Source organism: Streptomyces europaeiscabiei, assembly GCF_036346855.1.
Taxonomy (GTDB): Bacteria; Actinomycetota; Actinomycetes; order Streptomycetales; family Streptomycetaceae; genus Streptomyces; species Streptomyces europaeiscabiei.
In genome coordinates this window covers 3,574,984-3,600,320 of the sequence record NZ_CP107841.1, presented here as the reverse complement: position 1 = coordinate 3,600,320, position 25,337 = coordinate 3,574,984, and the positions used below count along the sequence as shown (strand labels likewise).

At 71.2% G+C, this 25,337-nt stretch carries 17 protein-coding genes; 14 read left to right on the top strand and 3 right to left on the bottom strand.

Going from position 1 to position 25,337, the window contains the following annotated elements; all coding sequences use genetic code 11:
* The first annotated feature begins 77 nt into the window (after nucleotides 1–77).
* A complete protein-coding gene (locus OG858_RS15530; protein ID WP_086747084.1) occupies nucleotides 78–1,616 on the top strand; it encodes a CYTH and CHAD domain-containing protein in 1,539 nt (512 codons plus the stop codon).
* A gap of 172 nt (nucleotides 1,617–1,788) precedes the next feature.
* Complete coding sequence (locus OG858_RS15525; protein ID WP_086747085.1) at nucleotides 1,789–3,747, top strand: TIGR03960 family B12-binding radical SAM protein; 1,959 nt, start codon at nucleotides 1,789–1,791, stop codon at nucleotides 3,745–3,747.
* Nucleotides 3,748–4,496: 749 nt separating this feature from the next.
* Here OG858_RS15525 and OG858_RS15520 read toward each other — a convergent pair.
* A complete protein-coding gene (locus tag OG858_RS15520) occupies nucleotides 4,497–5,354 on the bottom strand; it encodes a maleylpyruvate isomerase family mycothiol-dependent enzyme (protein ID WP_328544784.1) in 858 nt (285 codons plus the stop codon).
* Between the two features lie 238 nt (nucleotides 5,355–5,592).
* Between OG858_RS15520 and OG858_RS15515 the strand changes: the two genes are divergently transcribed.
* The gene (locus OG858_RS15515; protein ID WP_086747088.1) at nucleotides 5,593–6,183 is read left to right on the top strand and encodes a hypothetical protein; all 591 of its coding nucleotides are present in this window, start codon (nucleotides 5,593–5,595) and stop codon (nucleotides 6,181–6,183) included.
* 286 nt (nucleotides 6,184–6,469) lie between these two features.
* Here the strand turns inward: OG858_RS15515 and OG858_RS15510 are convergent, their stop codons facing one another.
* Entirely contained in the window at nucleotides 6,470–8,050 is a 1,581-nt protein-coding gene (locus OG858_RS15510; RefSeq protein WP_328544785.1) for a collagen-like protein, read from the bottom strand.
* A gap of 242 nt (nucleotides 8,051–8,292) precedes the next feature.
* Between OG858_RS15510 and OG858_RS15505 the strand changes: the two genes are divergently transcribed.
* The 7 genes from OG858_RS15505 (at nucleotide 8,293) to obgE (ending at nucleotide 18,586) form a co-directional block, all read left to right on the top strand.
* Nucleotides 8,293–9,456: a glycosyltransferase gene (locus OG858_RS15505; protein ID WP_086747090.1), complete on the top strand. Its 1,164-nt coding sequence runs from the start codon at nucleotides 8,293–8,295 to the stop codon at nucleotides 9,454–9,456.
* Nucleotides 9,457–9,563: 107 nt separating this feature from the next.
* Entirely contained in the window at nucleotides 9,564–10,772 is a 1,209-nt protein-coding gene (locus OG858_RS15500) for a hypothetical protein (RefSeq protein WP_179200844.1), read from the top strand.
* A 48-nt stretch (nucleotides 10,773–10,820) separates the two neighbouring features.
* On the top strand, nucleotides 10,821–11,690 hold the full coding sequence (locus OG858_RS15495; RefSeq protein ID WP_086747091.1) for a TIGR03936 family radical SAM-associated protein: 870 nt from the start codon (nucleotides 10,821–10,823) through the stop codon (nucleotides 11,688–11,690).
* Between the two features lie 244 nt (nucleotides 11,691–11,934).
* Nucleotides 11,935–16,113, top strand: coding sequence for an Rne/Rng family ribonuclease (locus OG858_RS15490; protein WP_327748906.1), 4,179 nt, complete (start codon nucleotides 11,935–11,937; stop codon nucleotides 16,111–16,113).
* A 278-nt stretch (nucleotides 16,114–16,391) separates the two neighbouring features.
* Nucleotides 16,392–16,712, top strand: a complete 321-nt coding sequence (gene rplU, locus OG858_RS15485) for a 50S ribosomal protein L21 (RefSeq protein ID WP_006374708.1) — start codon at nucleotides 16,392–16,394, stop codon at nucleotides 16,710–16,712.
* Between the two features lie 14 nt (nucleotides 16,713–16,726).
* Nucleotides 16,727–16,981, top strand: a complete 255-nt coding sequence (gene rpmA / locus OG858_RS15480) for a 50S ribosomal protein L27 (RefSeq protein WP_020115438.1) — start codon at nucleotides 16,727–16,729, stop codon at nucleotides 16,979–16,981.
* Nucleotides 16,982–17,149: 168 nt separating this feature from the next.
* The gene (obgE, locus tag OG858_RS15475; protein ID WP_086754160.1) at nucleotides 17,150–18,586 is read left to right on the top strand and encodes a GTPase ObgE; all 1,437 of its coding nucleotides are present in this window, start codon (nucleotides 17,150–17,152) and stop codon (nucleotides 18,584–18,586) included.
* A 407-nt stretch (nucleotides 18,587–18,993) separates the two neighbouring features.
* Here obgE and OG858_RS15470 read toward each other — a convergent pair whose 3' ends face one another.
* Nucleotides 18,994–21,054 carry a hypothetical protein gene (locus tag OG858_RS15470; RefSeq protein ID WP_319069424.1) on the bottom strand — a complete coding sequence of 687 codons (2,061 nt, stop codon included), beginning with the start codon at nucleotides 21,052–21,054 and terminating at the stop codon, nucleotides 18,994–18,996.
* Nucleotides 21,055–21,429: 375 nt separating this feature from the next.
* Between OG858_RS15470 and proB the strand changes: the two genes are divergently transcribed.
* The 4 genes from proB (at nucleotide 21,430) to OG858_RS15450 (ending at nucleotide 25,317) form a co-directional block, all read left to right on the top strand.
* Nucleotides 21,430–22,557 carry a glutamate 5-kinase gene (proB, locus tag OG858_RS15465; RefSeq protein ID WP_179201193.1) on the top strand — a complete coding sequence of 376 codons (1,128 nt, stop codon included), beginning with the start codon at nucleotides 21,430–21,432 and terminating at the stop codon, nucleotides 22,555–22,557.
* A gap of 161 nt (nucleotides 22,558–22,718) precedes the next feature.
* Nucleotides 22,719–23,186, top strand: a complete 468-nt coding sequence (locus OG858_RS15460; protein WP_086750131.1) for a hypothetical protein — start codon at nucleotides 22,719–22,721, stop codon at nucleotides 23,184–23,186.
* Nucleotides 23,187–23,312: 126 nt separating this feature from the next.
* On the top strand, nucleotides 23,313–24,599 hold the full coding sequence (locus tag OG858_RS15455; RefSeq protein WP_086750130.1) for a glutamate-5-semialdehyde dehydrogenase: 1,287 nt from the start codon (nucleotides 23,313–23,315) through the stop codon (nucleotides 24,597–24,599).
* Nucleotides 24,600–24,720: 121 nt separating this feature from the next.
* The gene (locus OG858_RS15450; RefSeq protein ID WP_086750133.1) at nucleotides 24,721–25,317 is read left to right on the top strand and encodes an SCO2584 family spore wall biosynthesis protein; all 597 of its coding nucleotides are present in this window, start codon (nucleotides 24,721–24,723) and stop codon (nucleotides 25,315–25,317) included.
* The last annotated feature ends 20 nt before the right edge of the window (nucleotides 25,318–25,337 follow it).

Below are 25,337 nucleotides of genomic sequence, written 5' to 3'. Positions count from 1 at the left end.
TCCGGGGCAGGCTTCCACGCTCCTCTGAGGGGCGCGGTGGTCTGCCCCTTTGCCCGAAGTAGGACTAGATTCATTTCATGGCGGACACCAAGCGCGAGATCGAGCGGAAGTACGAGTCCGACGAGAGCGGCCTGCCGGACCTCACCGGTGTTGCCGGGGTCGCGACCGTCATCGACAAGGGTGTGGCGGAGCTGGACGCCGTCTACTACGACACCCCCGACGAACGCCTCGCCGCCGCCTCCATCACCCTGCGCCGTCGCACGGGAGGCAGTGACGCGGGCTGGCATCTGAAGCTCCCGGTCTCCTCGGGGGTCCGCGACGAGATCCGGGCCCCGCTGTCCGACGCGCTGCCCGACGAACTCGTGGGGCTCGTGCGTTCCCGGGTCAGGGGGGCGGACCTGGTCCCGCTGGTCCGCCTTCTCTCCAGTCGCGATGTCAGTGAACTGCTCGACGCGGACGGCGCGCTCCTCGCCGAGGTCAGCGTGGACGCCGTGGTCGCCGAGCGGCTCACCGAGGACGGCAGGACCGCCCAGTGGTCCGAGATCGAGGTGGAACTCGCCGACGACGGCGACCCGGCCTTCCTCGACAAGGTCGACAAGAAGCTGCGCAAGGCAGGCGTACGGCCGTCGGATTCGCCGTCGAAAATGGCCAGGGCACTGCAGGAGACGGCACCCAGGAAGAGCAGGAAGAGCAGGAAGAAGGACAGGAAGCGGGACGAGGCGGAGGTGCCCGGTGAGCCCGTCACCCCCGGTGATCATGTACTCGCCTACGTCCGCGTCCAGCGCGACGCGATCATCGAGCTCGATCCCGCCGTCCGCAGGGACGTCTTCGACTCCGTCCACAGCATGCGGGTCGCCACGCGCCGACTGCGCAGCACCTTCAAGTCGTTCGGGAAGGTGCTGGACCGGACCGTCACGGACCCGATCAGTGAGGAGCTGAAGTGGCTGGCGGGGGAGCTGGGCGTCGACCGTGACCAGGAGGTCCTGACGGAACGGCTCACCGCGGCGCTCGACGGCCTTCCCGAGAGCCTGGTGACGGGCCCGGTCCGGGCGCGGCTGCGCACCTGGGCGGAGCGGGACGGCGGTACCGGCCCCCGGAGCGAGCTGATCGAGGCGCTGGACGGGCAGCGGTATCTGGATCTGCTCAAGTCCATCGACGCCGTGGTCAAGGACCCGCCACTGCTCAAGGCCGCCGAGGGCGACCCCGAGAAGGTGATCACCAAGGTGGTCAAGAAGGACTTCGACAAGGTGGCCGCCCTGGTCGAGGAGGCTCTGGCGCAGCCGCCCGGCGCCGACCGCGACCTTGCCATGCACGAGGCCCGCAAGAAGACCAAGCGCACCCGGTACGCGGCCGAGGCGGCGCGTCCTCTGCTGGGCAAGCCTGCCAAGGCGCTCGTCAAGGACATGAAGTCCCTGCAGACCCTCCTCGGTGACCACCAGGACAGCGTGATGGCCCGAGAGGCCCTGCGTGACCTCGCCCACCAGGCCCATGCGGCGCCGGGGGAGAGCGCCTTCACGTACGGGCTGCTGTACGGCAGGGAGGAACGGCGGGCGGAGCTGGCGGAGGCGGCACTGCCGGAGACATGGGCGAAGATCAGCGGCGACACGCACTTCTGAGGGCCGGGCGGTCGGCGCCGAAGGTCGGGCGTCCGGCAACGACGGCCGGACAGCCGGGGGCGGTGACGGTGGGGCGCGCGGCGATCTGCCGGCGACCGGGCGTGCGAGGGGTGTCTCCGGGGGCGTTACGCTAGATGGTCACCCCTGTCAGCTCACGAAGGTAACCCCCGCGATGTCTGTCGAGTCGGTCTTCCCACAGCTCGAGGCCCTGCTGCCGCACGTGCAGAAGCCGATCCAGTACGTGGGCGGTGAGCTCAACTCCACCGTCAAGCCCTGGGAGTCCAGCGACGTCCGCTGGGCGCTCATGTACCCGGACGCGTACGAGGTCGGTCTGCCCAACCAGGGCGTCATGATTCTCTACGAGGTGCTCAACGAGCGCGAGGGCGTGCTGGCCGAGCGCACGTACAGCGTGTGGCCGGACCTGGAGGCGCTGATGCGGGAGCACGGCGTCCCGCAGTTCACCGTCGACAGCCACCGCCCGGTGAAGGCCTTCGACGTGTTCGGTCTGTCCTTCTCCACGGAGCTGGGCTACACCAACATGCTGACCGCGCTGGACCTGGCCGGGATCCCCCTGGAGTCCAAGGACCGCACGGTCGACGACCCGATCGTGCTGGCCGGCGGCCACGCGGCCTTCAACCCCGAGCCGATCGCCGACTTCATCGACGCGGCGATCATCGGCGACGGCGAGCAGGCCGTGCTCGACATGACCGACATCGTCCGCGCCTGGAAGGCGGAGGGCCGGCCCGGCGGCCGCGAGGAGGTCCTGTTCCGCCTCGCGAAGACCGGCTCGGTCTACGTCCCGGCGTTCTACGACGTCGAGTACCTCGCGGACGGCCGCATCGGCCGCGTCGTACCGAACAGGTCGGGTGTCCCGTGGCGGGTGTCCAAGCACACGGTCATGGACCTGGACGAGTGGCCGTACCCCAAGCAGCCCCTGGTGCCGCTCGCCGAGACGGTACACGAGCGGATGTCGGTGGAGATCTTCCGCGGCTGCACCCGCGGCTGCCGCTTCTGCCAGGCGGGCATGATCACCCGCCCGGTCCGTGAGCGTTCCATCACCGGCATCGGTGACATGGTCGAGAAGGGCCTGAAGGCGACCGGCTTCGAGGAGGTGGGCCTGCTCTCCCTCTCCTCCGCCGACCACAGCGAGATCGGTGACATCGCCAAGGGTCTCGCGGACCGGTACGAGGAGGACAAGATCGGTCTGTCCCTCCCCTCCACCCGCGTCGACGCCTTCAACGTCGACCTGGCGAACGAGCTGACGAGGAACGGCCGGCGCTCGGGTCTGACCTTCGCGCCCGAGGGCGGCTCCGAGCGCATGCGCAAGGTCATCAACAAGATGGTCTCCGAGGACGACCTGATCCGCACCGTCTCCACCGCGTACGGCAACGGCTGGCGCCAGGTGAAGCTGTACTTCATGTGCGGCCTGCCGACGGAGACCGACGAGGACGTCCTCCAGATCGCCGACATGGCGATGAAGGTGATCGCCGAGGGCCGCAAGGTCTCCGGCCAGAACGACATCCGCTGCACCGTGTCGATCGGCGGGTTCGTCCCCAAGCCGCACACGCCGTTCCAGTGGGCGCCGCAGCTCTCCGCCGAGGAGACGGACGCGCGGCTCGGAAAGCTCCGCGACAAGATCCGCGGCGACAAGAAGTACGGCCGTTCCATCGGCTTCCGCTACCACGACGGCAAGCCGGGCATCGTCGAGGGCCTGCTGTCACGCGGTGACCGTCGCATCGGTGCCGTCATCCGCGCGGTCTACGAGGACGGCGGCCGCTTCGACGGCTGGCGCGAGCACTTCTCCTACGACCGCTGGATGGCCTGCGCGGGCAAGACCCTCCCCGCCTTCGGTGTCGACGTCGACTGGTACACCACCCGCGAGCGCACCTACGAGGAGGTCCTCCCCTGGGACCACCTGGACTCCGGCCTCGACAAGGACTGGCTCTGGGAGGACTGGCAGGACTCCCTCGACGAGACCGAGGTCGAGGACTGCCGCTGGACCCCGTGCTTCGACTGTGGTGTGTGTCCCCAGTTCGACACATGGCCACAACTGAGCGAGAGCGGCAAGAAGCTGCTGCCGCTGTCGGTCAAGAAGGACGCTGCGACCAGCGGCCACGGGCACGGGCACTGAGGTGAGTGAGGCGCTGCGGCGGATCGCGGATGCGCTGGCGGACGTGACGGAGGAGGAGGCTGCTGTCGTACTTCGCGGGCTGGGCGCTCGCGGTGGGCGGCAGCAAGCCTCACGGGATGTCCCCAGGACGCCGTTGCCGCCTCTTGGAGGCTCTGCGCGGGTCCGATCCGAGGTGGAGTGGGTCTGAGGCGGTGCCGGTGACTGAGGGCTTCGGAGGCGCCCGTGGCGGGCGGGCCTGACTTCGACGGTGATGGTGCGGCTGCAGAGCATCGGCCCGCGCGGGATGCCGCTGCGGACCGACGGTCGGTGCGCCGCGCCATGAGTGTGGATGTGCGGGGCGCTCACATCGGCTTGGCGGCGACCGCCATTGCGGTGGTGGTCGTCGCCACTCTCGGAAGCCTCGGATGGGCATGGGCAGTCGCGGGCTGCTTCGGCGCCTGGTACTCCGCGGCGTTGTTGGTCGTTCATCTGCGCGATTGGCGCGGTTGGAATGCCGTGCGACGCGCGTACGTGGCGACGTTTGGCTGGGGGGACTACATCACGCCCTGAGGCCAGAGTGCGCGTCGTGGTCTGGTGCACTCGCCGTTGCCGCCTCCTGGAGCCTGCCCGCAACTCTACTCCGAGGGTGTCAGCGGCCAGTTCAGATTCCCCAGTGGCGGCCAGTTACTGGGGAGACGACTGGCCACCGATGTCACTGGGTGTGATGGCCGTCGGTGGCGTGTCCACCTCGGCATATCGATCCATTGGCGTCAGTAGACGATTGACACGATCTGGCAGGCCGCTTCGGCCAGTTCGCGGTCGCCATCGATACGGGCGCGGGCCAGAGCAGTGTCCGGCTGGATGCCGCGGGTGCACAGGCGCCATGCCGTCTCCGAGTCCAGTCCTATGAGCGCAGCGGGGCGTTCGGGGGCCGGCTCGGCGAGCGACCAGACGTCCCCGGTGGCTGTCGCCGTCCAGGTGCCACCGGCCGGGCCGTTGATCCGCACCTGGACCTGAGTGCCGACCGGCACGGTGACCCCACGCAGGGTGTGGGGCAGGGCTCGCATGAAGGTGTCCAGGACCACGGACAGCAGGCGCGGATCGGAATCGGTGCCCCGGCCGATGGCGTGGCGAATCTGCTGACGATGGGTCCAGAACTCGGTGAAGTCGCGGGCGCTGTCCAGCCACATCGGCGCCGGGTCGACGCCGGCCCACGACACTCCCAGGGACGGGGCGTCGGGGTCGGTGGCCTCGAAGAACCGGACGACCTGACCGCCGAGCAGGTCGAGGGTGTCGGTGAGAGCGGCCGGGCTCACCCGGCGCTGGGCGTCGACCCATTCCTGGTTGATGCGGTGGATGAACGCCTGCAGAGTTTCGCCCGGTGCGAAGGTGGGGCCTTCCTGGTGACCGTCGCGGTCCCGGGCAAGCCTGCCGTAGAAGTCGCCCAGGACGTGGGCGGCGAGATCTCTCACGGTCCAGCCCGGCAGCGCCTTCTTGCCCCAGTCGTCGGGCGCCAGGCCGTGAAGCGTGGTCATCAGCGCGGCCTGCTCCGGGGCAAACAGGGGGCGGGCATCGATCGGAGCACCTAGCCAGGGATGGCTCGGCACGGCATTGAGCTGGGCATCCATGGCTCAAACCTGCCAATCGGGCGACCGCTTCGCTAGCGAATATCCCGCACGGGCCACGCCTTTCGACCACCTTGCGAAACCGCACTAACTGGCCGTACGTGGGGAAATTCTGGTGGCCGCTGTCACGAGGGGGAGCGGATCTGACGGCTATGGCGTTCAGGGCCTGGGTTGTCGGCTGACCAGTTGTCCGCCGGACGGCAGGGGCGGAGTGTCGGTGCCTAGTGGTAACTGTTGGCGCATGGATGACGCGATCTCGGGCGTGATGGGCCTGCTGCGTGAAGCCTTTCCGGCGGAGTGTCGCCGTCGTCCTCTTGGCTGGGAAGCGCTCGGGACTTGGGAGAGCAGGCACGGCGTGGTGTTGCCGGAGCCGTATCGCACCTTCGTGGCCGAGGTCGCGAACGGGATGAACGAAGGTCCGCCTGATGGGGGTGGTTTGTTGCCCCTGGGACAGAAGCCGATCAGCTGGGTGTCCTGGGAGGCGGACTGCTGGATGAGCCCGGAGCCGTTCGACGGTACTGCCGAACGCGTGCCCGGCCGGCCCTTCCCCCTGGAGGAGGAATGGCAGTGGGAGTACGACTACTACGATCACGTGCTCCACTCGTCCCTGCTGCACCGGACGTACCAGGACGGTTCAGTGCTGCTGGGGGCCGACGGAGTAGGTGAGTACTGGACGTTGGTGGTGGCCGGGCCGCAGCGTGGGCGCGTGTGGTGGCTCCGTGACGGCTGCGCCACGCCTTACACCGGTTCTCTCTCTGGGCAGCCGGAACAAGGCTTCGCGGGCTGGGTGAAGGACTGGCACGCTGGAAGCGGTTGGTGGTGTCCCGAGTAGAACGACCATCTGTTGTCCTGCTCTTGAAGGCTTCAGCCTTCCTCTGCGGCTGCGCTCGTGGTCGTATCCCGGGGTGTGTCCCCAGATGGACACCCAGATCCAGATCGGGCCTACGGGCAAGAAGCTGCTGCCGCTGTCGGTCAAGCAGCCGGTGGGGAGTGGGCAGCACAGCCACTGACCGTCCACGGCCATGAGCGTGGAACGGTCGTGGCATGAAGGACTTGGGTCGTGAGGGGTGTCCGGAGGGCCGGTCGGCCGTTCTCCGGGCACCCCTATTCTTCAGGTGCTACCGGTCGGTGACACGGGGTGTGACGGTTGAGCCGCCGTTGATGATGCTGTCCGAGGGCTGGAGCTCGACCCTGAGCCAGGGGCGCGGGTTGCCCTGGGCGTCGTCGCAGTTCAGGGTGGCGTGGGGCTGCGTGTCGACCGGCACGCAGGTGGTCTCCCAGATCTCGCCCACGGTCGTGACGACGTTGAACTTGACGAGGCCCTTGTCGGCGTTCGAGTGGTCGCCCTTGTTCTGGCCCTTGTCCTCGCCGTGGTCCTTGCCGGTGCCGGCACCGTGGTCCTTGCCCGTGTCCGCGCCGTGCTGCTGGACGGTGCCCTGAGTGTGGCCCTGGCTCGTGCTCTGGGCGTGGCTCGTGCTCGTGCTCGTGCTCTGGCCTTGACTGTGGCCCTGGCCCTGGCTCGTGCTCTGGCCTTGACCGTGGCTCTGGCTCTGGCTCTGGCTCTGGCCCTGGGTGTGGCCCTGGCTCGTGTTCTGGGCCTGGCCCTGGGTGTGGCCCTGGCTCGTGTTCTGGGCCTGGCCCTGGGTGTGGCCCTGGCTCGTGTTCTGGGCCTGGCCCTGGCTGTGGCCCTGGCTCGTGTTCTGGGCGTGACCCTGGCTCTGGCCCGTGCTCTGGCCGTGCTCCTTGCCGGTGCCCTGGCCGTGCTCCTTGCCGGTTTCCTTCTGCCCGTGCCCATGGCTGTTGCCGTAGGAGTGGGTGTTGACGGAGACGCCGCAGGCGAAGCCGACATCGCGGCCCTGTGAATCAAGGCCGCCTGCGGGGAAGTTGGGGTGGGTGCTGAGGTCGGTCCACAGGAACGGGTGGGCGGCTGCGCCCCGGAGGTCGCGGATGCCCGCGAAGACCCGTCCCTCGGTCAGTGCGGCCCGGAACTCGAACTTCTTCGAGTCCTGTACCGCGTCGATGTCGGAGCAGGGGCCGGCGGGTCCCGTGGCGCCGGTCGTCCCGGTCGATCCCGTCGCTCCGGTGGCTCCCGTGCCTCCGGTGACGCCGTCAGCTCCGGTGGGCCCGGTGGGTCCGGCGATGCCGTCCAATCCGGTGGGCCCGGTGGGTCCGGCGATGCCGTCCGCCCCGGTTGGTCCGGTGGGGCCGGTCGGACCCGCGATGCCGTCCGCTCCCGTGGGGCCGGCCGGACCTGTGGCGCCGTCCTCACCGGTGTCGCCCTGGAGGCCGGTGGCCCCCGTGGGGCCGGTGGCACCCGTCGCGCCCGTCGCGCCCGTCGCGCCCGTGGCACCCGTCGCGCCCGTGGCGCCGGTCTCTCCCGGGGGGCCGGTCGGACCGCTGGGACCTTCCTCGCAGTGGTCGTCGTTGCCACCGAGTGCCGCGGTGCGGTCCTGGTCTTCCTGGTCGTACCAGTCGGACGCCGATCCGTCGTGCTCACCCTGCTCGTCGGGGGGAGGGCACTCCTCGTCGCCGGCCCTCGTGGTCGTGGAGTGCTCGGACACGCTTCGCGTGGCCGCGACGGCGGGGGCGGCCAGTCCGGCTGCCACTACCAGCGCGAGCGAGGCAAAAGTGCTGACCTTGGTGATCCTGTCTCGGGCCAGCGGGCCTATCAGCGAGATCGTCCTGCGCTCAGGACTCATCTATGTGCTCCTTGTTTCAACTGGTTTGGGGCTTCTCCCCGCACTCGATCGTGAGCCTCGCCCCTGTCCACCGGGCCGACCAGCGCGCTGGCCCGTACGGGGGGCGTAGATCATCAAGTCGGCCTAAGCGGGTGTCACGGGTGGGCTAATTCAAGGTCATTGGCAACTATTTGTGAGATAGAAGGAGGTATGTCACGCGGCCCTTCCGGCGGCGTTCCAACTTCTCCGGGACCGGTGAGGCCGTGAAGTCGCAGACCATCTGTCTCTGCATGATCGTCAAGAACGAGGCGCGGGTGATCGAGCGCTGCCTCGCCTCGGTCCGCCCCCTGATCGACACCTGGGTCATCTCCGACACCGGCTCCACGGACGGTACGCAGGACCTGATCCGCAAGGCGCTGGACGGCATCCCGGGAGAGCTGCACCAGGACACCTGGGTCGACTTCGGGCACAACCGGACGCGGAACATCCAACATGCCAGGGGCAAGGCCGACTTCCTGCTCACCATCGACGCCGACCACGTCATGCGTCAGGACGCGCCGCTGCCCCGGCTGACGGCCACCTCGTACATGCTGCGTTACGACTACCCGGGCACCCAGCACCGTTTCAAGCATCTGATGCGGGGGGACCGGCTCTGGCGCTACGAGGGTGTGACCCACGAGTACCCGTGCACCGACGCCCCCGATGTCCAGGAGAACCTGGACGCGATCGTCATCGAGGACCACGCCGACGGCGGCTGCCGCGACGACAAGTTCGAGCGCGACGCCCGTCTGCTCAGGCGCGAACTCGAACGCGACCCGGCCAACCCCCGCACCGTCTTCTACCTGGCCAACACCGAACGCGACCTCGGCCACGCGCGGGAGGCGATCGCGCTGTACGAGCGGCGCGCGGCGATGGGCGGCTGGGGCGAGGAGGTCTATTGCTCGTTGCTCGAAGCCGGGATGCTCAGAGCGGAGAAGGAGGAGGACTGGCCGGGAGCCATGGACACGTTCTCCCGGGCCTGGGAGGCCCGTCCCGCAAGGCTCGAAGCCTGCTACGAGTTGGCCTCCCGCCTCCGTCTCCGGCGCCGCCACCACACGGCACACGCCCTTCTCGTCGATGTCGTCGACAGGCCCGCACCGGACGACCTGCTCTTCACCAAGCCCTGGGTCTACCGGTGGGGGCTGCTGTTCGAGTTCTCCATCGCCGCCCACTGGGTGGGTGACCACGACGCGGCCCTGCGGGCGTGCGACCGTCTGCTGGCCATGCGGGACCTGCCCGAGCGCATCCGCCGTCAGGTCGAGATCAACAGGGAGTTCTCCGCACCGCACGCCTCCGCACCGGATCTGTCCGCTGTGGTGCGCCGCCCCAAGGCCTCCCGGGCAGGTAAGTCTGCCAAGTCCGCGAGGGCCTCCGGGCGCAAGCGGTAGGGCCTCGGCCGAGTTGCCGGGGCGGGCGCGGCCGCCGGGGCGCACGGGCGGGAAATTTGCAGACGTGTGGCTGGATCCGTACGGGGCGCTGAGGCGTCTACGTCGTCATGGACCTGGAGAAGAGGCCTGCCCGACAGGTCGTCGAGCCGCCCGCCCCGCCGGCCGCCGAGCGGCCGGCGGGGCGGATGCCTGTGCGGCAGCAGACGCCCGAGGGGTGCCTCGTCGTCGCGATCCGGATTCCCGTGCGGATCGTCGTGCTCGTGCTGGTCGTGCCGGTGCGGATGGTGTGGGACGTGCTCGTGGTGGTCGGGCGGTTCCTGACGGACACCGTGTTGCGCCCACTGGGGCGGGCGTCGCTGTGGGTCGCCAGGGCCGCCCTCGTGTGGCCGTGGGTGGTGCTGTGGCGGTACGTCGTCGTGCCGGTCGCCAAGGGGCTCGGCCGCCTCGGGTACTGGCTGCTGGTCGTGCCGGCGGTGTGGCTGTACCGGTACGTGCTGACGCCTGTGGGGCATGCGGTCGCCTGGGTGGCCGCCGGGATCGGGAGCGGGGCCCTCTGGGTGGCCGCCGGAGTCCGCGCCGGGCTCGGGTGGCTGTACCGGTGGACGTTGGCGCCGCTCGGACGGGGCGTCGCCTGGCTGGCCAGGGGCATCGGGGTCGGGGTCGCCGCCGTCGCGGTCGCGCTGTTCACGGTCTCGGCCCGGCTGGTGCGGTACCTCCTCGTCGTGCCGGCCGTGTGGCTGTACCGGTATGTGCTGACGCCCGTGGGGCACGCGATCGCGTGGTTGGCCCGAGGCGTCGTGCGGCTCGTAGGGATGATCTTCACCGGGCTCTGGCTCGGGATCTACTGGACGGCGCGTGTGCTGCTTGTGCTGCCCGCTCTCGCCGTGTGGCGGTGGGTGCTCATACCGGTCGGGCGGATGCTCGCCGTCGTGGGACGGGAGGTCTGGGACGCCCTCGGACACGCATGGCGCGTCGCGGGGCGGATCTCGCTCGCCGTCGGCCGGTTCCTGGCCGGCCTCTTCCGGTGGATCTTCGTCGAGCCGACACGGTGGGTGTACCGGACGGTCCTCACGCCCGCCGGCCACTTCGTGCGGGATGCCGTGTGGAAGCCGGTCGCGGCGGTCGGGCGCATGGTGGGCCGTACCACCCGGCAGGCCCTGGCCACCGCCCGCGAGTCCGTCCGCCAGGCCCGTGCCGGTGTGCGGTCGGCGCTCTTCGGGCGGCCGGCGGAGACGAAGCCTGTCCACAGGCGGGAACCGGGGGCCGCCGCGACACGTACTCTTGATAGCAGTACGACCGCACTCACGAAGGACTGAACGACACTGGGCAAGCGACAGCCCGAAGGCCCGCCGCCCGCACCCGCGGTGCAGCGCATCCGACTGCGCTACACCAAGCGCGGCCGCCTCCGGTTCACCAGCCACCGTGACTTCCAGCGCGCCTTCGAGCGTGCGCTGCGCCGTGCCGAGGTGCCGATGGCGTACTCGGCGGGGTTCACGCCGCATCCGAAGGTGTCGTACGCCAATGCCGCACCCACCGGCACGGGCAGTGAGGCGGAGTACCTGGAGATCGCGCTCACCGACGCGCGCGACCCGGACAAACTCAGGATCCTGCTCGACGAGTCGCTGCCCACCGGGCTCGACATCGTCGACGCGGTCGAGGCCCGGACCTCCGGGCTCGCCGACCGGCTCACGGCCTCCGTGTGGGAGCTGCGCCTGGACGGCGTGGACCCGGCGGACGCCGGGCGCGCGGTCGAGGCCTTCAAGGCGGCGGACCTCGTCGAGGTCCAGCGCAGGACCAAGAACGGCGTACGGACCTTCGACGCCAGGGCCGCCGTCGTGGATCTCGACAGTCGTGACGGACGGGACGGAAGCGACGGACCTGACGGTTCTGAGACGTCCGGTCCACAGCCCGCCGCGAGCGTCGGCTCCACCGGAGCGGCTGGCGCCGCGCCCCTTGCTGGGCCGACGGACCAGCCCTGTGCGATACTGCGGCTGGTTGTTCGGCACGTGACGCCTGCCGTACGACCCGACGACGTCCTGTCCGGTCTCCGCGCCGTGGCCGACCTGGCGCCGCCGGTCCCCGCAGCGGTGACCAGGCTGGCGCAGGGGCTTTTCGATGCAGAGAACGGCACGGTGACCGACCCGCTCGCGCCCGACCGCGAGGCAGCGCCGGCCCTCTCAACGGCCGAACCCGCTGCCGCCGCGAAGGCGTCGGCGCCGGTAGGCCCCGCGTAGGGACGAACGTCGTAGCGCCGCCCTCTGATCCGGGAGCCACCTGGGTCGGGCAGCGCACCGACCACAAGACTTTCGCCAGGCCGTACGCAACATGCGTACGGAACCGGTGAGACAGGACACAGAGAGCTCCCGTGCGGCGCCCGCGCCCCGGACGGCGGCAGTCGCGCACGACGCGAGCCGCGGACGTCACCGGCCACGCCGGACCGAGTGCGGCGCCCGGGAGCCTGACGGGAGAAACGCCCGCATGCCCGAATCGATCGAATCCGCAGAGCCCGCGCAGGGCTCCGAGAACAACACGCCGAGCGACACCCTGCCGCCGCGCCGTCGTCGCCGTGCCGCTTCCCGCCCCGCGGGACCGCCGTCCGCCGCCTCCGAAGCGGACGCGGAGACCACCGCGCCGGCCATACCGGCCGCCGAGTCCGAGGATCTCGCCTCCGCTGGTGAGGCGGCCGAGGTGGCTGAGGCGACCGTCGTGGACGAGGCCGCTGTGACCGCCGAGGCCGTAGTTGATGCCGAGGCTGACGAGGAAGCCGCCGAGGCCGGGACCACCGCCGTGGCCGAGACGCCCGCCGTCGTCGAGGAGGCCGCGCCCGCCGGTCGTACGCGCCGTCGTGCGACCCGCCGCGCATCGGCGCCCGCCGGTGCGCCCAAGGACACCGAGGCCGTCGAGGTCGTCGAGACCGTGGTACCGGCCACCGCCACGGCCGTGGCCGAGAGCGCCGGGACCGCCGCCGTCGCCGAGATGCCCACCGCCGTCGAGGAGGCCGCGCCCGCCGGTCGTACGCGCCGTCGTGCGACCCGCCGCGCATCGGCCCCCACCGGCGCGCCCAAGGCCGCCGAGGAGAGTGCCGCCACGCCCGAGGCCGTTGCCCCGGTCGAGGCTCCCGCCGTTGAGGTGCCCGCTGCCGTCGAGGAGGCGGCGCCCGCCGGTCGTACGCGCCGTCGTGCCACGCGGCGGGTGTCCGCGCCCGCCGGTGAGCCGGTGGCCGCAGAGGTCGTTCAGGCTCCGGCGGAGGCCGCGGAAGCCGCCCCCGTCGCCGTTGCGGAGCCCGAGGAGGAGGCGGCCGAGGAGGCCGCGCCGCGTCGTACGCGTCGCCGGGCCACGCGGCGGGTGACCGCACCCGCCGGGGTGCCCGAGGGTGAGGCCGCCGATGCGGCCGAGTCCGTCGCCGCCCGGACCGCCGCGCCGCAGACCGTGCAGGCGGCTGTCGCCGAGGCGCACGCCGCCGAGCCGGCTTCGGCCCAGGTCGTCCAGGTGTCCGCCGCCCCGGCTGACGAGACGGAGGAGGCCGGGCCTCGTCGGGCCCGTCGCCGGGCCGCGCGCAAGGCCGCCGTCGGGTTCTCGGCGCCTGCCGCGCCGGTCGCGGAGGAGGCGCCGTCGCGCCCGTCGCGGCCCGCCGTGGCCGTGTTCCAGGCGCCGGTGTTCACCGAGCCGATGTTCCAGACGCCGGAGCGGGCCGCCGCGCAGGCCGCCGCCGAGGCGGAGCCCGAGGCCGTGGAGGTCGAGGAGCCCGCCGAGAGCACCGACCTCGGCGGGTTCGCCGAGGAGGAGAACACGGGCGGGTCGCGTCGTCGGCGTCGCCGTCGGGGCGAGCCTGCCGAGGCGCAGCAGCCCGTGGCCGCCGCCGTGGTGGCCGACGAGCCGGAGGAGCCCGAGGAGCCCGAGGAGGGCAACGAGGACGCCGAGGGTGACGAGTACGGCGAGGAGGAGTCCACCGGGTCGCGCCGTCGCCGTCGCCGTGGTGGCCGCCGTCGTCGCCGGGGCGAGTCGGCCGACGCCGACGACGCCGAGGGTGACGAAATCGCCGCCGAGCAGGCCACGCAGGACGCCGAGGACACCGCCGAGCAGGTGGACGAGGACGAGGACGAGGCCGACGAGCGCGAGGAGGCCGGTTCCGGCTCCAGCAGCAGCCGTCGACGCCGGCGCCGTCGTCGTCGCGCCGGTGACTCCGGCACCGAGGCCGAGACCGAGGCCGGCACCGACGACCCCGAGCGCACGGTCGTCAAGGTCCGCGAGCCGCGCGAGCGGCGCGCCAAGGAGACCGAGTTCTCCGACGAGGTGCAGTCCATCAAGGGCTCGACCCGTCTGGAGGCCAAGAAGCAGCGCCGCCGTGAAGGCCGTGAGCAGGGCCGCCGGCGCGTCCCGATCATCACCGAGGCCGAGTTCCTCGCCCGCCGCGAGGCCGTCGAGCGCGTCATGGTCGTCCGTCAGAGCGGCGAGCGCACCCAGATCGGCGTCCTGGAAGACAACGTGCTCGTCGAGCACTACGTCAACAAGGAGCAGGCGACCTCGTACGTCGGCAACGTCTACCTCGGCAAGGTGCAGAACGTGCTGCCGTCGATGGAGGCCGCCTTCATCGACATCGGCAAGGGCCGCAACGCCGTCCTGTACGCCGGTGAGGTCAACTTCGAGGCGCTGGGCATGGCCAACGGGCCGCGGCGCATCGAGTCCGCCCTGAAGTCCGGCCAGTCGGTCCTCGTCCAGGTGACGAAGGACCCGATCGGACACAAGGGCGCCCGCCTGACCAGCCAGGTCTCCCTGCCCGGCCGCTACCTGGTCTACGTCCCCGAGGGGTCGATGACCGGTATCAGCCGCAAGCTGCCCGACACCGAGCGGGCCCGGCTGAAGACCATCCTCAAGAAGATCGTCCCCGAGGACGCGGGCGTCATCGTGCGCACCGCCGCCGAGGGCGCGAGCGAGGACGAGCTGCGCCGTGACGTCGAGCGGCTGCACGCGCAGTGGGGGGACATCCAGAAGAAGGCCAAGAACGGCGGCAGCTCGAACGCGCCGACGCTGCTGTACGGCGAGCCGGACATGACCGTCCGTGTCGTCCGCGACATCTTCAACGAGGACTTCTCCAAGGTCATCGTCAGCGGCGAGGACGCGTGGGAGACCATCCACGGATACGTCGCACACGTCGCGCCCGACCTGGCCGACCGCCTGCAGAAGTGGACCTCCGAGGTCGACGTCTTCGCGACGTACCGCATCGACGAGCAGCTGATGAAGGCGCTGGACCGCAAGGTGTGGCTGCCCAGCGGTGGTTCGCTGGTGATCGACAAGACCGAGGCCATGATCGTGGTCGACGTCAACACCGGCAAGTTCACCGGCCAGGGCGGCAACCTGGAGGAGACGGTCACCAGGAACAACCTGGAGGCGGCCGAGGAGATCGTGCGTCAGCTGCGGCTGCGCGACCTCGGCGGCATCGTCGTCATCGACTTCATCGACATGGTCCTGGAGTCCAACCGGGACCTGGTGCTGCGGCGCCTGCTGGAGTGCCTGGGACGCGACCGTACGAAGCACCAGGTCGCCGAGGTCACCTCGCTGGGTCTGGTCCAGATGACCCGCAAGCGCGTCGGGCAGGGCCTCCTGGAGTCCTTCTCCGAGACCTGTGTCCACTGCAACGGGCGCGGCGTGATCGTGCACATGGACCAGCCCACGGCCGTCGGCGGTGGCGGCAAGCGCCGCAAGCGCGGGCGTGGCGGTGCCGAGCACGACCACGACCACATGCCCGCCTCCGAGGCCGTCGAGCCGGTGGAGTCGGCCGAGCTGGTCGAGGCCGAGGTGGCCGCAGAGGTCGCCGAGCCCGTGGCTCTCCCCGCCCCCGAGTACGAGCCCGACGAGGAGCTGTACAGCAGCGTCGCCGAGGCGGAGGCGGCGGTCGGACGTGGCCGTTCGCGGCGCCGCGCGACCCGGCGGGCGTCCGCGCCCTCGGGTGCGCCGAAGCCCCGCGAGGCCGTGGCCACCACCGTCTCCGAGGACCGTGCCCCGAAGTCGCGGGAGGCCGCCGAGGCGGAGCCCGTGGCCGTGGAGGACCCGGTCGTCGAGGCCGAGGCCGCCGCGAGCACCGAGGAGGCCGCGCCCAAGGGCCGTACGCGTCGCCGGGCGACCCGGAAGGTGTCCGCTCCGGCGGGCGCGCCGACCGGGGCGGCGGCGGAGGACGCCGTGGTGACGGTGGCCGAGCCGGTCGCCGAGCCCGTGGTCGAGAAGGCCGCCGAGCCGGTGGCCGAGCCGGTCGCGCAGCCCGAGGCGGCGGTCGCCGCCGAGAGCGCGGCTCCGGCCCGCCCGCGTCGGCGTGCCGTGCGCAAGGCGACGGCACCCACCGCGTCCGCGGAGGCGGCCGTGGTCGTGGTTCCGTCCGCTTCCGCCGACGCCGCGGTCGAGGCTCCGGTCGAGGAGGCCGCTCCGGCCGCCGAGGAGACCGAGGCCGAGGCGCCCGTCAAGAAGGCGGCGGCGCGCAAGACGGCCAAGAAGGCCACGGCGAAGAAGGCCGCCACGAAGAAGACGGCGGCGGTGGCCAAGAAGACGGTCGCGAAGAAGACCACGGCCAAGAAGGCGGTGGCCAAGAAGACGGCCACGAAGAAGACCACGGTGGCCGCCGAGCAGTCGTCGGCCACGGTCACGGCCTCGACCGACGAGAGCTGAGCCCCTCGGGGCGGGCGCTCGCTCCGCTCCGACTGGTGCCCCTGCCGGGTGGTTTCGCCACCGGGTGGGGGCACCGGCGTGTGCGGGGGAGGGGCTCGGTTTGACCCCTTCGGGCGTAGCCCCGTAACCTTGACCGTCGGCGTGTCCGTAGGTAGAGACGCGTCACAGCCCCGTAAACCTCATTCCTTCCGCGCGCCGGGCGCCGTGGGAGAGGCTGCTCGCATGTCGGGCGGCTGGACTGCGGGGGTGCCGTTCCCGAGCGAGAGAGTGAGATCCGCGTGTACGCCATCGTGCGCAGCGGTGGTCGCCAGCACAAGGTTGCTGTCGGCGACATCGTTGAGGTTGACAAGATTTCCACTGCCAAGGTTGGCGACACGGTCGAGCTCTCGACCCTGCTCGTTGTCGACGGCGACGCTGTGACCAGCGACCCGTGGGTGCTGGCCGGCATCAAGGTCCAGGCCGAGATCGTGGACCACCACAAGGGTGTGAAGATCGACATCCTTCGCTACAAGAACAAGACCGGCTACCGCCGTCGTCAGGGCCACCGCCAGCAGTACACGGCGATCAAGGTCACTGAGATCCCCGCGGCTGCGAAGTAAGGGACTGAGGAGACATGGCACACAAGAAGGGCGCATCGTCCACCCGGAACGGTCGCGACTCCAACGCTCAGCGGCTCGGCGTGAAGCGCTTCGGCGGTCAGGTCGTCAACGCCGGTGAGATCCTGGTCCGCCAGCGCGGCACGCACTTCCACCCGGGCTCGGGTGTCGGCCGCGGCAAGGACGACACCCTGTTCGCGCTGAACGCCGGTGCGGTCGAGTTCGGCACCAGCCGTGGTCGCAAGGTCGTCAACATCGTTCCGGCCGCCTGAGTCTTCTGACTCGCCCGGTCTGACGACCAAGGCTTCCGTAGAGCGATTCGTCGAGGCGGACCTCGCTTCTCGTACGGGATTCCGTACGGGAAGTGGGTCCGCCTTTGACGTGTTACAGGTAAGACAGTTCCGAACACCACGCACAGCGCGTATCTGGAGGCACCCACCATGACCACCTTCGTGGACCGCGTCGAACTGAATGTCGCCGCGGGTAACGGAGGCCACGGCTGTGCCTCCGTCCACCGGGAGAAGTTCAAGCCGCTCGGCGGCCCCGACGGCGGCAACGGCGGCCGGGGCGGCGACGTCATCCTGACCGTCGACCAGTCGGTGACGACTCTCCTCGACTACCATCACTCCCCGCACCGCAAGGCCACCAACGGCAAGCCCGGCGAGGGCGGCAACCGGTCGGGCAAGGACGGGCAGGACCTGGTCCTTCCCGTGCCGGACGGCACCGTGGTGCTGGACAGGCAGGGCAACGTCCTCGCCGACCTCGTCGGCCACGGCACCTCCTTCGTCGCCGCACAGGGCGGCCGGGGCGGTCTCGGCAACGCGGCCCTCGCCTCCGCCCGCCGCAAGGCGCCCGGCTTCGCGCTGCTCGGCGTGCCCGGGGACACGGGCGACATCGTCCTGGAGCTCAAGACAGTCGCCGATGTGGCGCTGGTCGGCTACCCGAGCGCGGGCAAGTCCTCGCTGATCTCGGTGCTGAGCGCCGCCAAGCCGAAGATCGCGGACTACCCGTTCACGACGCTCGTCCCGAACCTGGGCGTGGTGACGGCCGGCGAAACGGTCTACACGATCGCCGACGTCCCCGGGCTCATCCCCGGCGCCAGCCAGGGCAAGGGCCTCGGCCTGGAGTTCCTGCGCCACGTCGAGCGCTGCAGCGTCCTGGTCCACGTCCTCGACACGGCGACGCTGGAATCGGAGCGCGACCCCGTCTCCGACCTCGACATCATCGAGGAGGAGCTGACGCAGTACGGCGGGCTCGACAAGCGGCCCCGGATCGTCGTCCTCAACAAGATCGACGTGCCCGACGGCAAGGATCTCGCCGAGATGGTGCGGCCAGACCTGGAGGCCCGTGGCTACCGGGTCTTCGAGGTGTCCGCCGTCGCCCACCTGGGGCTGAAGGAGCTGTCGTTCGCGCTCGCCGACATCGTCGGCGGGGCGCGTGCCGCCAAGCCGAAGGAGGAGGCGACGCGGATCGTCATCCGGCCCAAGGCCGTCGACGACGCGGGCTTCACGGTCGTGCAGGAGGAGGACGGGCTCTTCCGCGTCCGTGGCGAGAAGCCGGAGCGCTGGGTCCGCCAGACCGACTTCAGCAACGACGAGGCGGTGGGCTACCTCGCCGACCGCCTGAACCGCCTGGGCGTCGAGGAAGCACTGATGAAGGCGGGCGCCCGCTCCGGCGACGGCGTCGCCATCGGTCCCGAGGACAACGCGGTCGTCTTCGACTGGGAGCCGACCGTCATGGCCGGTGCGGAGATGCTCGGCCGCCGGGGTGAGGACCACCGCTTCGAGGAGCCCCGCCCGGCCGTCCAGCGCCGCCGCGACCGTCAGGCGGAGCGGGACGAGGTCCAGAAGGAGTACGACGACTTCGAGCCGTTCTAGGTCTGTCGGGTTCTCGGGCGCCGGGGTTCCTCGGCGCCCGGGGCCGGGCGGCGGTGGGCCTGCGCGCCCCGGCGCTCACGAGGCGCCGCCGGCGTCACCCGCGCCGCCTGCACCACCCGCGCCGCCCCGCGCTGCCTGCGCCGCCGGCGTCACCCGCGCTGCCTGCGCCGCCCTGCGTCACCCGCGCTGCCTGCGCTGCCTGCGCTGCCCCGCGCTGCCCCGCGCTGCCTGCGCCGCCCTGCGTCACCCGCGCTGCCTGCGCCGCCCCGGCGCTCACGAGGCGCCGCCTGCGCCGCCGCAGCGGCACGATTGCCCGCAGCAGGGGCAGGGAGCGGCATTCGACGCCCCGCACACGACGAAGGGCCCCGGAGATGTCTCGAGACATCTCCGGGGCCCTTCGGCTGTTTCTAGGCGAGCGCCTCGCTCGGTTCGCCCTCGGTGAGTTCGTCGCCCGCCTCCCGGGGGGACGGCAGATCGTCGACGAGACGGGACTCCATCCGCACGCGGCGGTCGTCGGCCTTGGCGCAGAGCGCCTTCACCGCGGAGTCGAAGCGGACCAGCGACGGCGGGTCGGAGGGACCGAGCAGCTGTTCCTTGAGGTCGGCGCGGGCCTTGGTGAAGAGGTCCTTCTCCGGGTTGCGGACCGAGTCGAGGAGGGCCGGGACGCCGTCCGCCTCGGGCGTCAGGACGACACCCGCGGAGACCGTCGGGAAGGCCGTGCGGAACGCCGCCTCAGGCAGCCCGGACGTGTTGGCGACCGAGTACGGCTTCTCGCTGGACAGCCAGTCGGAGACCACCGACGAGACATCGCTGATCAGCAGGTCCGACGCGTTGAAGCAGGCGAAGATCGCGGGCCGCGCCTCGGTGATGATCCTGTGCTCCCACTCCGGGAACGACGCCCAGTACGCCTTCTCCCAGGCGAGCGTCGCCTCGGAGATCGCCGCCGCACGGTCCCCGCTGGGCGTGCCCTGCAGCAGCATCCGCTCCATCTCGTCCGCGCTGGCACGGAACGACGTGGAGGTCAGCTTGTCCAACTCGGCCGTACGGCGGGCGAGTTCGGCCACCGCTTCCGGCCCGGGCCGCGCACCCGAACGCTTCGTGTTGGCCTCGCGGATCATCGCCTTGATGCGCTCGTTCGCGGCCCCCGCGCGCGGGTCGACCGAGCCGGTCATCGGGTGCGGCTTGTAGAGCAGCCGGACCTTGTCGTCGGCGAGGAGCCCCCGGACGATGTTCTCGCCGGCCAGGACCACGGACGTGTTGCCGGGGTTGCCGTCCCAGCCCTCCCAGGTGGGGGCGTAGAGGACGGTCGTGTACGTGCCGGTCGGCGGGCCCGCGTACGGGCGGATCGGCGCCAGCTGCGGGCGGCCGACCTCGACGATGTCCTTGTCCTCGACGCCGACGTCGGCGAGCGCGTACCGCTCGCGCGCCGCGGGACCGGCGACCCACACCTCGTCGTACGCCTTCGCGTACGGGTTGCAGGAGGACAGCTTGTCGCTCTCGCCGTGGTTGATGAAGGCGTGCTTGACGGTGGGGATGCGCAGCACCTGGGAGGTCTTCGCGGCGTTGGCCGGGTGCAGCATCATCTTCAGCGTCGAGGTCTCCAGGGAGAACATCGTGGAGACCTTCGGGAAGCAGATGACCGGCACGTCCGTCGCGTCGATCTTCTGGACCATGAAGCGCTCACGCAGCACGATCAGCGGCTTCTCCAGCTGGGAGAGCGTGGAGAGCCACATGTTCGCCTGGTACGCCGACGTCGTACCGCCGGAGAAGTACATCGCGGTGGTCGGCCGGTACTTGTCGAGCCACTTGTCGAGCCACTCCATGACCTGCTGCTCGTTCTTCGCGCGCTTCTTCGGCAGCAGCCAGGTCGCCAGGTACGCGGTGCCCGCGACGAGGAGGGTGAGACCGGCGCCGAGGCCGGCGCCGCCCCAGGTGGCGTCCTGCGTGGCCGCGGTGAGCAACAGGCCAGCCGTGATCGGCAGGGAGAAGGTCAGCAGCCGGTGGGCCTGGCGGCGGGCCAGGATGCGCGGTGGGGAGGCGGTCAGGCGCAGCTCGGAGGCGTCGATGTTGCGGGTCACGATCGGCAGGGTGCGGGTGCGGCGCACCAGGACCGAGACGGCCTGGCAGGTGAAGTGCACCGCGTAGAAGACGATGAGGCCCACCAGGAGCGGGGCCTGCTCGCGCAGCGGGTCGATGCCGTCGATGCGCAGCAGCCCCACGAGGATCAGCATGTCGCGCAGCAGCTGACGCACCAGCGCGTCGAAGCGGACCTTGCTCAGAGTGGCGAGCAGCCCGGGGTCCCGGTACTGCAGGAACGTGTCCAGTACGAGGCCCGCCGCGCCGGCGGCGACAAACACGGGAATGTTCGGCAGCAGCGCGGAGACGATCTGGGCCGTGAAGAGCGCGAACATCGTGAACAGCGCTGTCAGCTGCGCGATGCGGCGGGGTGCGAGGCCTGCGGAGGGCACGGGCTGGGCTCCTGCGGAGGGTGCGACGGACGGAGGGGGGGAGGGTGAGTCTGGGGGTGGCCTGAGGAAGGCCGATCCCTGACCGTATGACCTAGGGAGGCCGGTGAGCAATCTTGGGTGGGAACAATCACTGGTAGTCGGACATAACGCCTGCAACCTTGAGAGCTGTCTCGGCATCTCCTCATAAAGGGCTCGGAGACGGACCGCCCGAAAGGCTCGGAGACGGACCGCCCGAAAGGCTCGGAGACGGACCGCCCGAAAGGCTCGGAGACGGACCGCCGCCGTCCGCCCCTCGAAATGAGGACGCGGCCGGTCCGCGCGCTCCCGTAGATTGCGGAGTGCACACACCGGGCTGTTCGGAGCATTGGGGATAGCGTGTCAGCGGCAAGGCAGGGCGTGGCGGAAGCGCACCGGATCGTCGTCAAGGTGGGCTCCTCGTCGCTGACGACGGCGTCCGGCGGCCTCGACGCGGACCGGGTGGACGCCCTGGTGGACGTCCTCGCCAAGGCCCGCAGCGGGGGAGAGCGGGAGGTCGTGCTGGTCTCGTCCGGCGCCATCGCCGCCGGGCTCGCGCCGCTGGGTCTGCGCCGCCGCCCCAAGGACCTCGCCCGGCAGCAGGCCGCCGCCAGCGTCGGCCAGGGGCTGCTGGTGGCCCGCTACACGGCCTCCTGCGCCCGTCACGGCATCCGCGTCGGCCAGGTGCTCCTCACCTCCGACGACATGAGCCGCCGCGCCCACCACCGCAATGCCTCCCGCACCCTCGACAAGCTCCTCGCGATGGGCGCGCTGCCGGTCGTCAACGAGAACGACACCGTGGCCACGGACGAGATCCGCTTCGGCGACAACGACCGCCTGGCCGCCCTCGTCGCCCACCTCGTACGGGCGGATCTGCTGGTCCTGCTGTCGGACGTGGACGGTGTGTACGACGGGGACCCCAGCAGGCCCGGCACGTCGCGGATAGCTGAGGTACGGGGGCCCGCGGACCTCGCGCACGTGGAGATCGGCAGCGCCGGCAAGGCGGGCGTCGGCACCGGCGGCATGGTCACCAAGGTCGAGGCGGCCGCGATCGCCACCGGAGCGGGTATCCCCGTGGTGCTGACCAGCGCCGTCCACGCGGCCGACGCGCTCGGCGGCCGTGACACGGGGACGTACTTCCACCCGACCGGCAAGCGTTCCGCCGACCGGCTGCTGTGGCTCCAGCACGCCTCCACCCCGCAGGGCGCGCTCACCCTCGACGACGGGGCCGTGCGCGCGGTCGTCGAGCGCCGCACGTCACTGCTGCCGGCCGGGATCGCGGCCGTCGAGGGCGACTTCACCGCCGGCGACCCCGTGGAGCTGCGCGACGGCGAGGGCCGGGCGGTCGCGCGCGGGCTCGTGAACTTCGACGCCAAGGAGATCCCCCAGCTGATCGGCCGCTCGACCCGGGAACTGGCGCGCGAGCTGGGTCCCGCGTACGAACGAGAGGTCGTACACAGGGACGACCTCGTCCTCCTGCGCCCCTGACCAGCGGCCCCATGGAGGGGGCGGAGTACGGGCCCCGGCGGTGCACGTTCCGTAAAACCGCCACGCGAAGCCCCCGAGCCTGCTCAACTTTGACTCGGGGAGATTGCGCACGACCTATTGCGAAGCACGAAATCGTTGCGAAGGAGGCCGTCGTGAGACGAGTGCGCCCCGGGGCCGCGACGTCCCGTGGTGGTGGTACCTCCCGTGCGGCCGGCGAGGAGCGGACGCTCACCAGCGTCGCCGCCTCGGACACGTACGAGGGTGACAGCGCCGAGAAGCCGCAGGACCTGCCCCGGCTGTGGCACATCACACTGAGCGTCTCCGGCGCCGAGGCCCCCCTCAAGGAGGTGCGGCGCGGCCTCGAACAGCTCGCCCACGACCACCCCTTCCTGCTGACCAGCCGCTATGCCCACGACCACGCCGAGATCCGCTACTGGGAGGAGGCCCGCGACCTCCACGACGCGGCCGCCGTCGCCCTGCGCCTGTGGGGCGAGCACCGGCGGACGGCCGGGCTTCCGCCCTGGGAGATCGTCGGCCTGGAGGTCATCGACCGCCAGACCTACCATCATCGGATCGCCGAGGGATACGGGCCGGCCCCGGCCACACCCGTAGGGGTCCATCCCTTCTGACCGTCTGACCGTCTGACCGGGAGCCCGGCCGTGCCGTCGGGAGTCCCCCGACGGGTGTCCCGCGGCGGTGTCTCGCGCTTTGGAACACACGATGGACCCCTCCGCCGGGCGCACTACCCTTCCGGTATGACCTCGCTCTCGCCGTACGACTCCATGACGCCGGTCACCCGGGCCGCCTACCGTGCCAAGGCCGCCGCCGCCGACCTCGCGCCGCTTCCGCGCGCCGACAAGGACGACGCGCTGCTCGCCATCGCCGACGCGCTGGAGGTCCGTACGAGCGAGATCGTCGAGGCCAACGCCAAGGACATCGAGCGGGCCCGCGAGGCAGGCACCAGCGAGGCGATCGTCGACCGGCTGACGCTGACCCCGGAGCGGGTCCGCGCGATCGCCGCCGACGTCCGCGACGTGGCCGCGTTGCCCGACCCGGTCGGCGAGGTCGTCCGCGGCTCCACCCTCCCCAACGGCATCGACCTGCGCCAGGTCCGCGTCCCGCTCGGCGTCGTCGGCATCATCTACGAGGCCCGCCCGAACGTGACCGTGGACGCCGCCGCGCTCTGCCTGAAGTCCGGCAACGCGGTCCTGCTGCGCGGCTCGTCCTCCGCCCACGAGTCCAACGCCGCCCTCGTACGGGTCCTGCGGGACGCCGTCGGCGGCGCGGGCCTGCCCGCCGACTCCATCCAGCTCGTCCCCGGCGAGAGCCGCGAGTCCGTCCGCGAGCTGATGCGCGCCCGCGGCCTGGTCGACGTGCTCATCCCGCGCGGCGGCGCCTCCCTGATCCGCACGGTCGTCGAGGAGTCCACCGTCCCGGTGATCGAGACCGGCACGGGCAACTGCCACGTCTACGTCGACGCGGGCGCCGACCTCGACACGGCGATCGAGATCCTGATCAACTCCAAGGCCCACCGCGTCAGCGTCTGCAACGCAGCCGAGACCCTCCTCGTCCACCAGGACATCGCCCCCGAGTTCCTGCCCCGCGCCCTCGACGCGCTCGCCGACGCCGGGGTCACGGTCCACGCCGACGAGCGCGTCCTCGCCTTCGCCAAGGAGAGCCGGGCCACGGTCGTCGAGGCCACCACGGAGGACTGGGAGACCGAGTACCTGTCGTACGACATCGCCGCCGCCGTCGTCGACTCGCTCGACCGGGCCGTGGAGCACATCCGGCTGTGGAGCTCCGGCCACACCGAGGCGATCGTGACGACCTCCCAGCAGGCCGCCCGCCGCTTCACCCAGCTGGTCGACTCCACGACGGTCGCCGTCAACGCCTCGACCCGGTTCACCGACGGCGGTCAGTTCGGTTTCGGCGCCGAGATCGGCATCTCCACCCAGAAGCTGCACGCCCGGGGCCCGATGGGCCTGCCCGAGCTGACCAGCACGAAGTACATCGTCACGGGCGACGGACACGTCCGCCGCTAGCCCGGCGCGGGTCTTGTGGGGCGCCGGTCCGTTCCTGTGAACAGGCCGGCACCCAGCTGGCAAATCGGATGAATTTCCTTACCGTCTGCCCAAATTGACCACTCCGGTCTACGCTGGATCCGTGCCGGAGGACGTGGGGGGCACGCCGTTCCCGGACGGCTGGGAGCCCGACGACGACCGCGACCGCGGAGGTATGGACGAAGAGTTCGCCTCCGTGGTCTTCGACGAGGACTTCGTACGGGCGGCCGCGGTGCACGAGCCGACCGCGGTCGAACGTCTGCTCGCAGCGGCAGAGGCCCGTGCCGCGGCCCAGGAGGCCGAAGCCCGCCGGGCGCACTCCAGAAACGCACGCGGTGACGACGACCGTTACGACGACGGCTTCGGCACGGATTTCGGGCACGGCCGCGATGACGATTTGGAGGACCTCGACGACCCCGACGTCCTGGAGGGCCGCTACGGCGCCGACGGGGCCTACGGCAGGCCGTACGGCAAGCAGACCCGCTGGCACCGGCCCGTCGCCTGGATCCTCGCCCTCGTGATGGGTGTCGGCATGGTCGCGCTGGCCTTCACCGCGGTCTACCGGGGCGCCTCCACCGGCCGCGGCGACCCGGTCCCGCCTCCCGCCACCACCGGCGTCGAACCGCTCACCCCGACAAGGCCCTCCGCCTCGGCGGACTTCTCCCAGCCGGTGGTGTCGGCGGACCCCCGCACGCCCTGACACGGCCTCGCGCGAGCCCT

Coding starts and splice junctions, on each gene's coding strand:
- OG858_RS15490 (WP_327748906.1), top strand. CDS start 11,935: ATGCCCGAATCGATCGAATCCGCAGAGCCCGCGCAGGGCTCCGAGAAC.
- OG858_RS15510 (WP_328544785.1), bottom strand. CDS start 8,050: ATGAGTCCTGAGCGCAGGACGATCTCGCTGATAGGCCCGCTGGCCCGA.
- OG858_RS15520 (WP_328544784.1), bottom strand. CDS start 5,354: ATGGATGCCCAGCTCAATGCCGTGCCGAGCCATCCCTGGCTAGGTGCT.
- OG858_RS15500 (WP_179200844.1), top strand. CDS start 9,564: ATGGACCTGGAGAAGAGGCCTGCCCGACAGGTCGTCGAGCCGCCCGCC.
- OG858_RS15455 (WP_086750130.1), top strand. CDS start 23,313: ATGACCTCGCTCTCGCCGTACGACTCCATGACGCCGGTCACCCGGGCC.
- OG858_RS15530 (WP_086747084.1), top strand. CDS start 78: ATGGCGGACACCAAGCGCGAGATCGAGCGGAAGTACGAGTCCGACGAG.
- obgE (WP_086754160.1), top strand. CDS start 17,150: ATGACCACCTTCGTGGACCGCGTCGAACTGAATGTCGCCGCGGGTAAC.
- rpmA (WP_020115438.1), top strand. CDS start 16,727: ATGGCACACAAGAAGGGCGCATCGTCCACCCGGAACGGTCGCGACTCC.
- OG858_RS15515 (WP_086747088.1), top strand. CDS start 5,593: ATGGATGACGCGATCTCGGGCGTGATGGGCCTGCTGCGTGAAGCCTTT.
- OG858_RS15525 (WP_086747085.1), top strand. CDS start 1,789: ATGTCTGTCGAGTCGGTCTTCCCACAGCTCGAGGCCCTGCTGCCGCAC.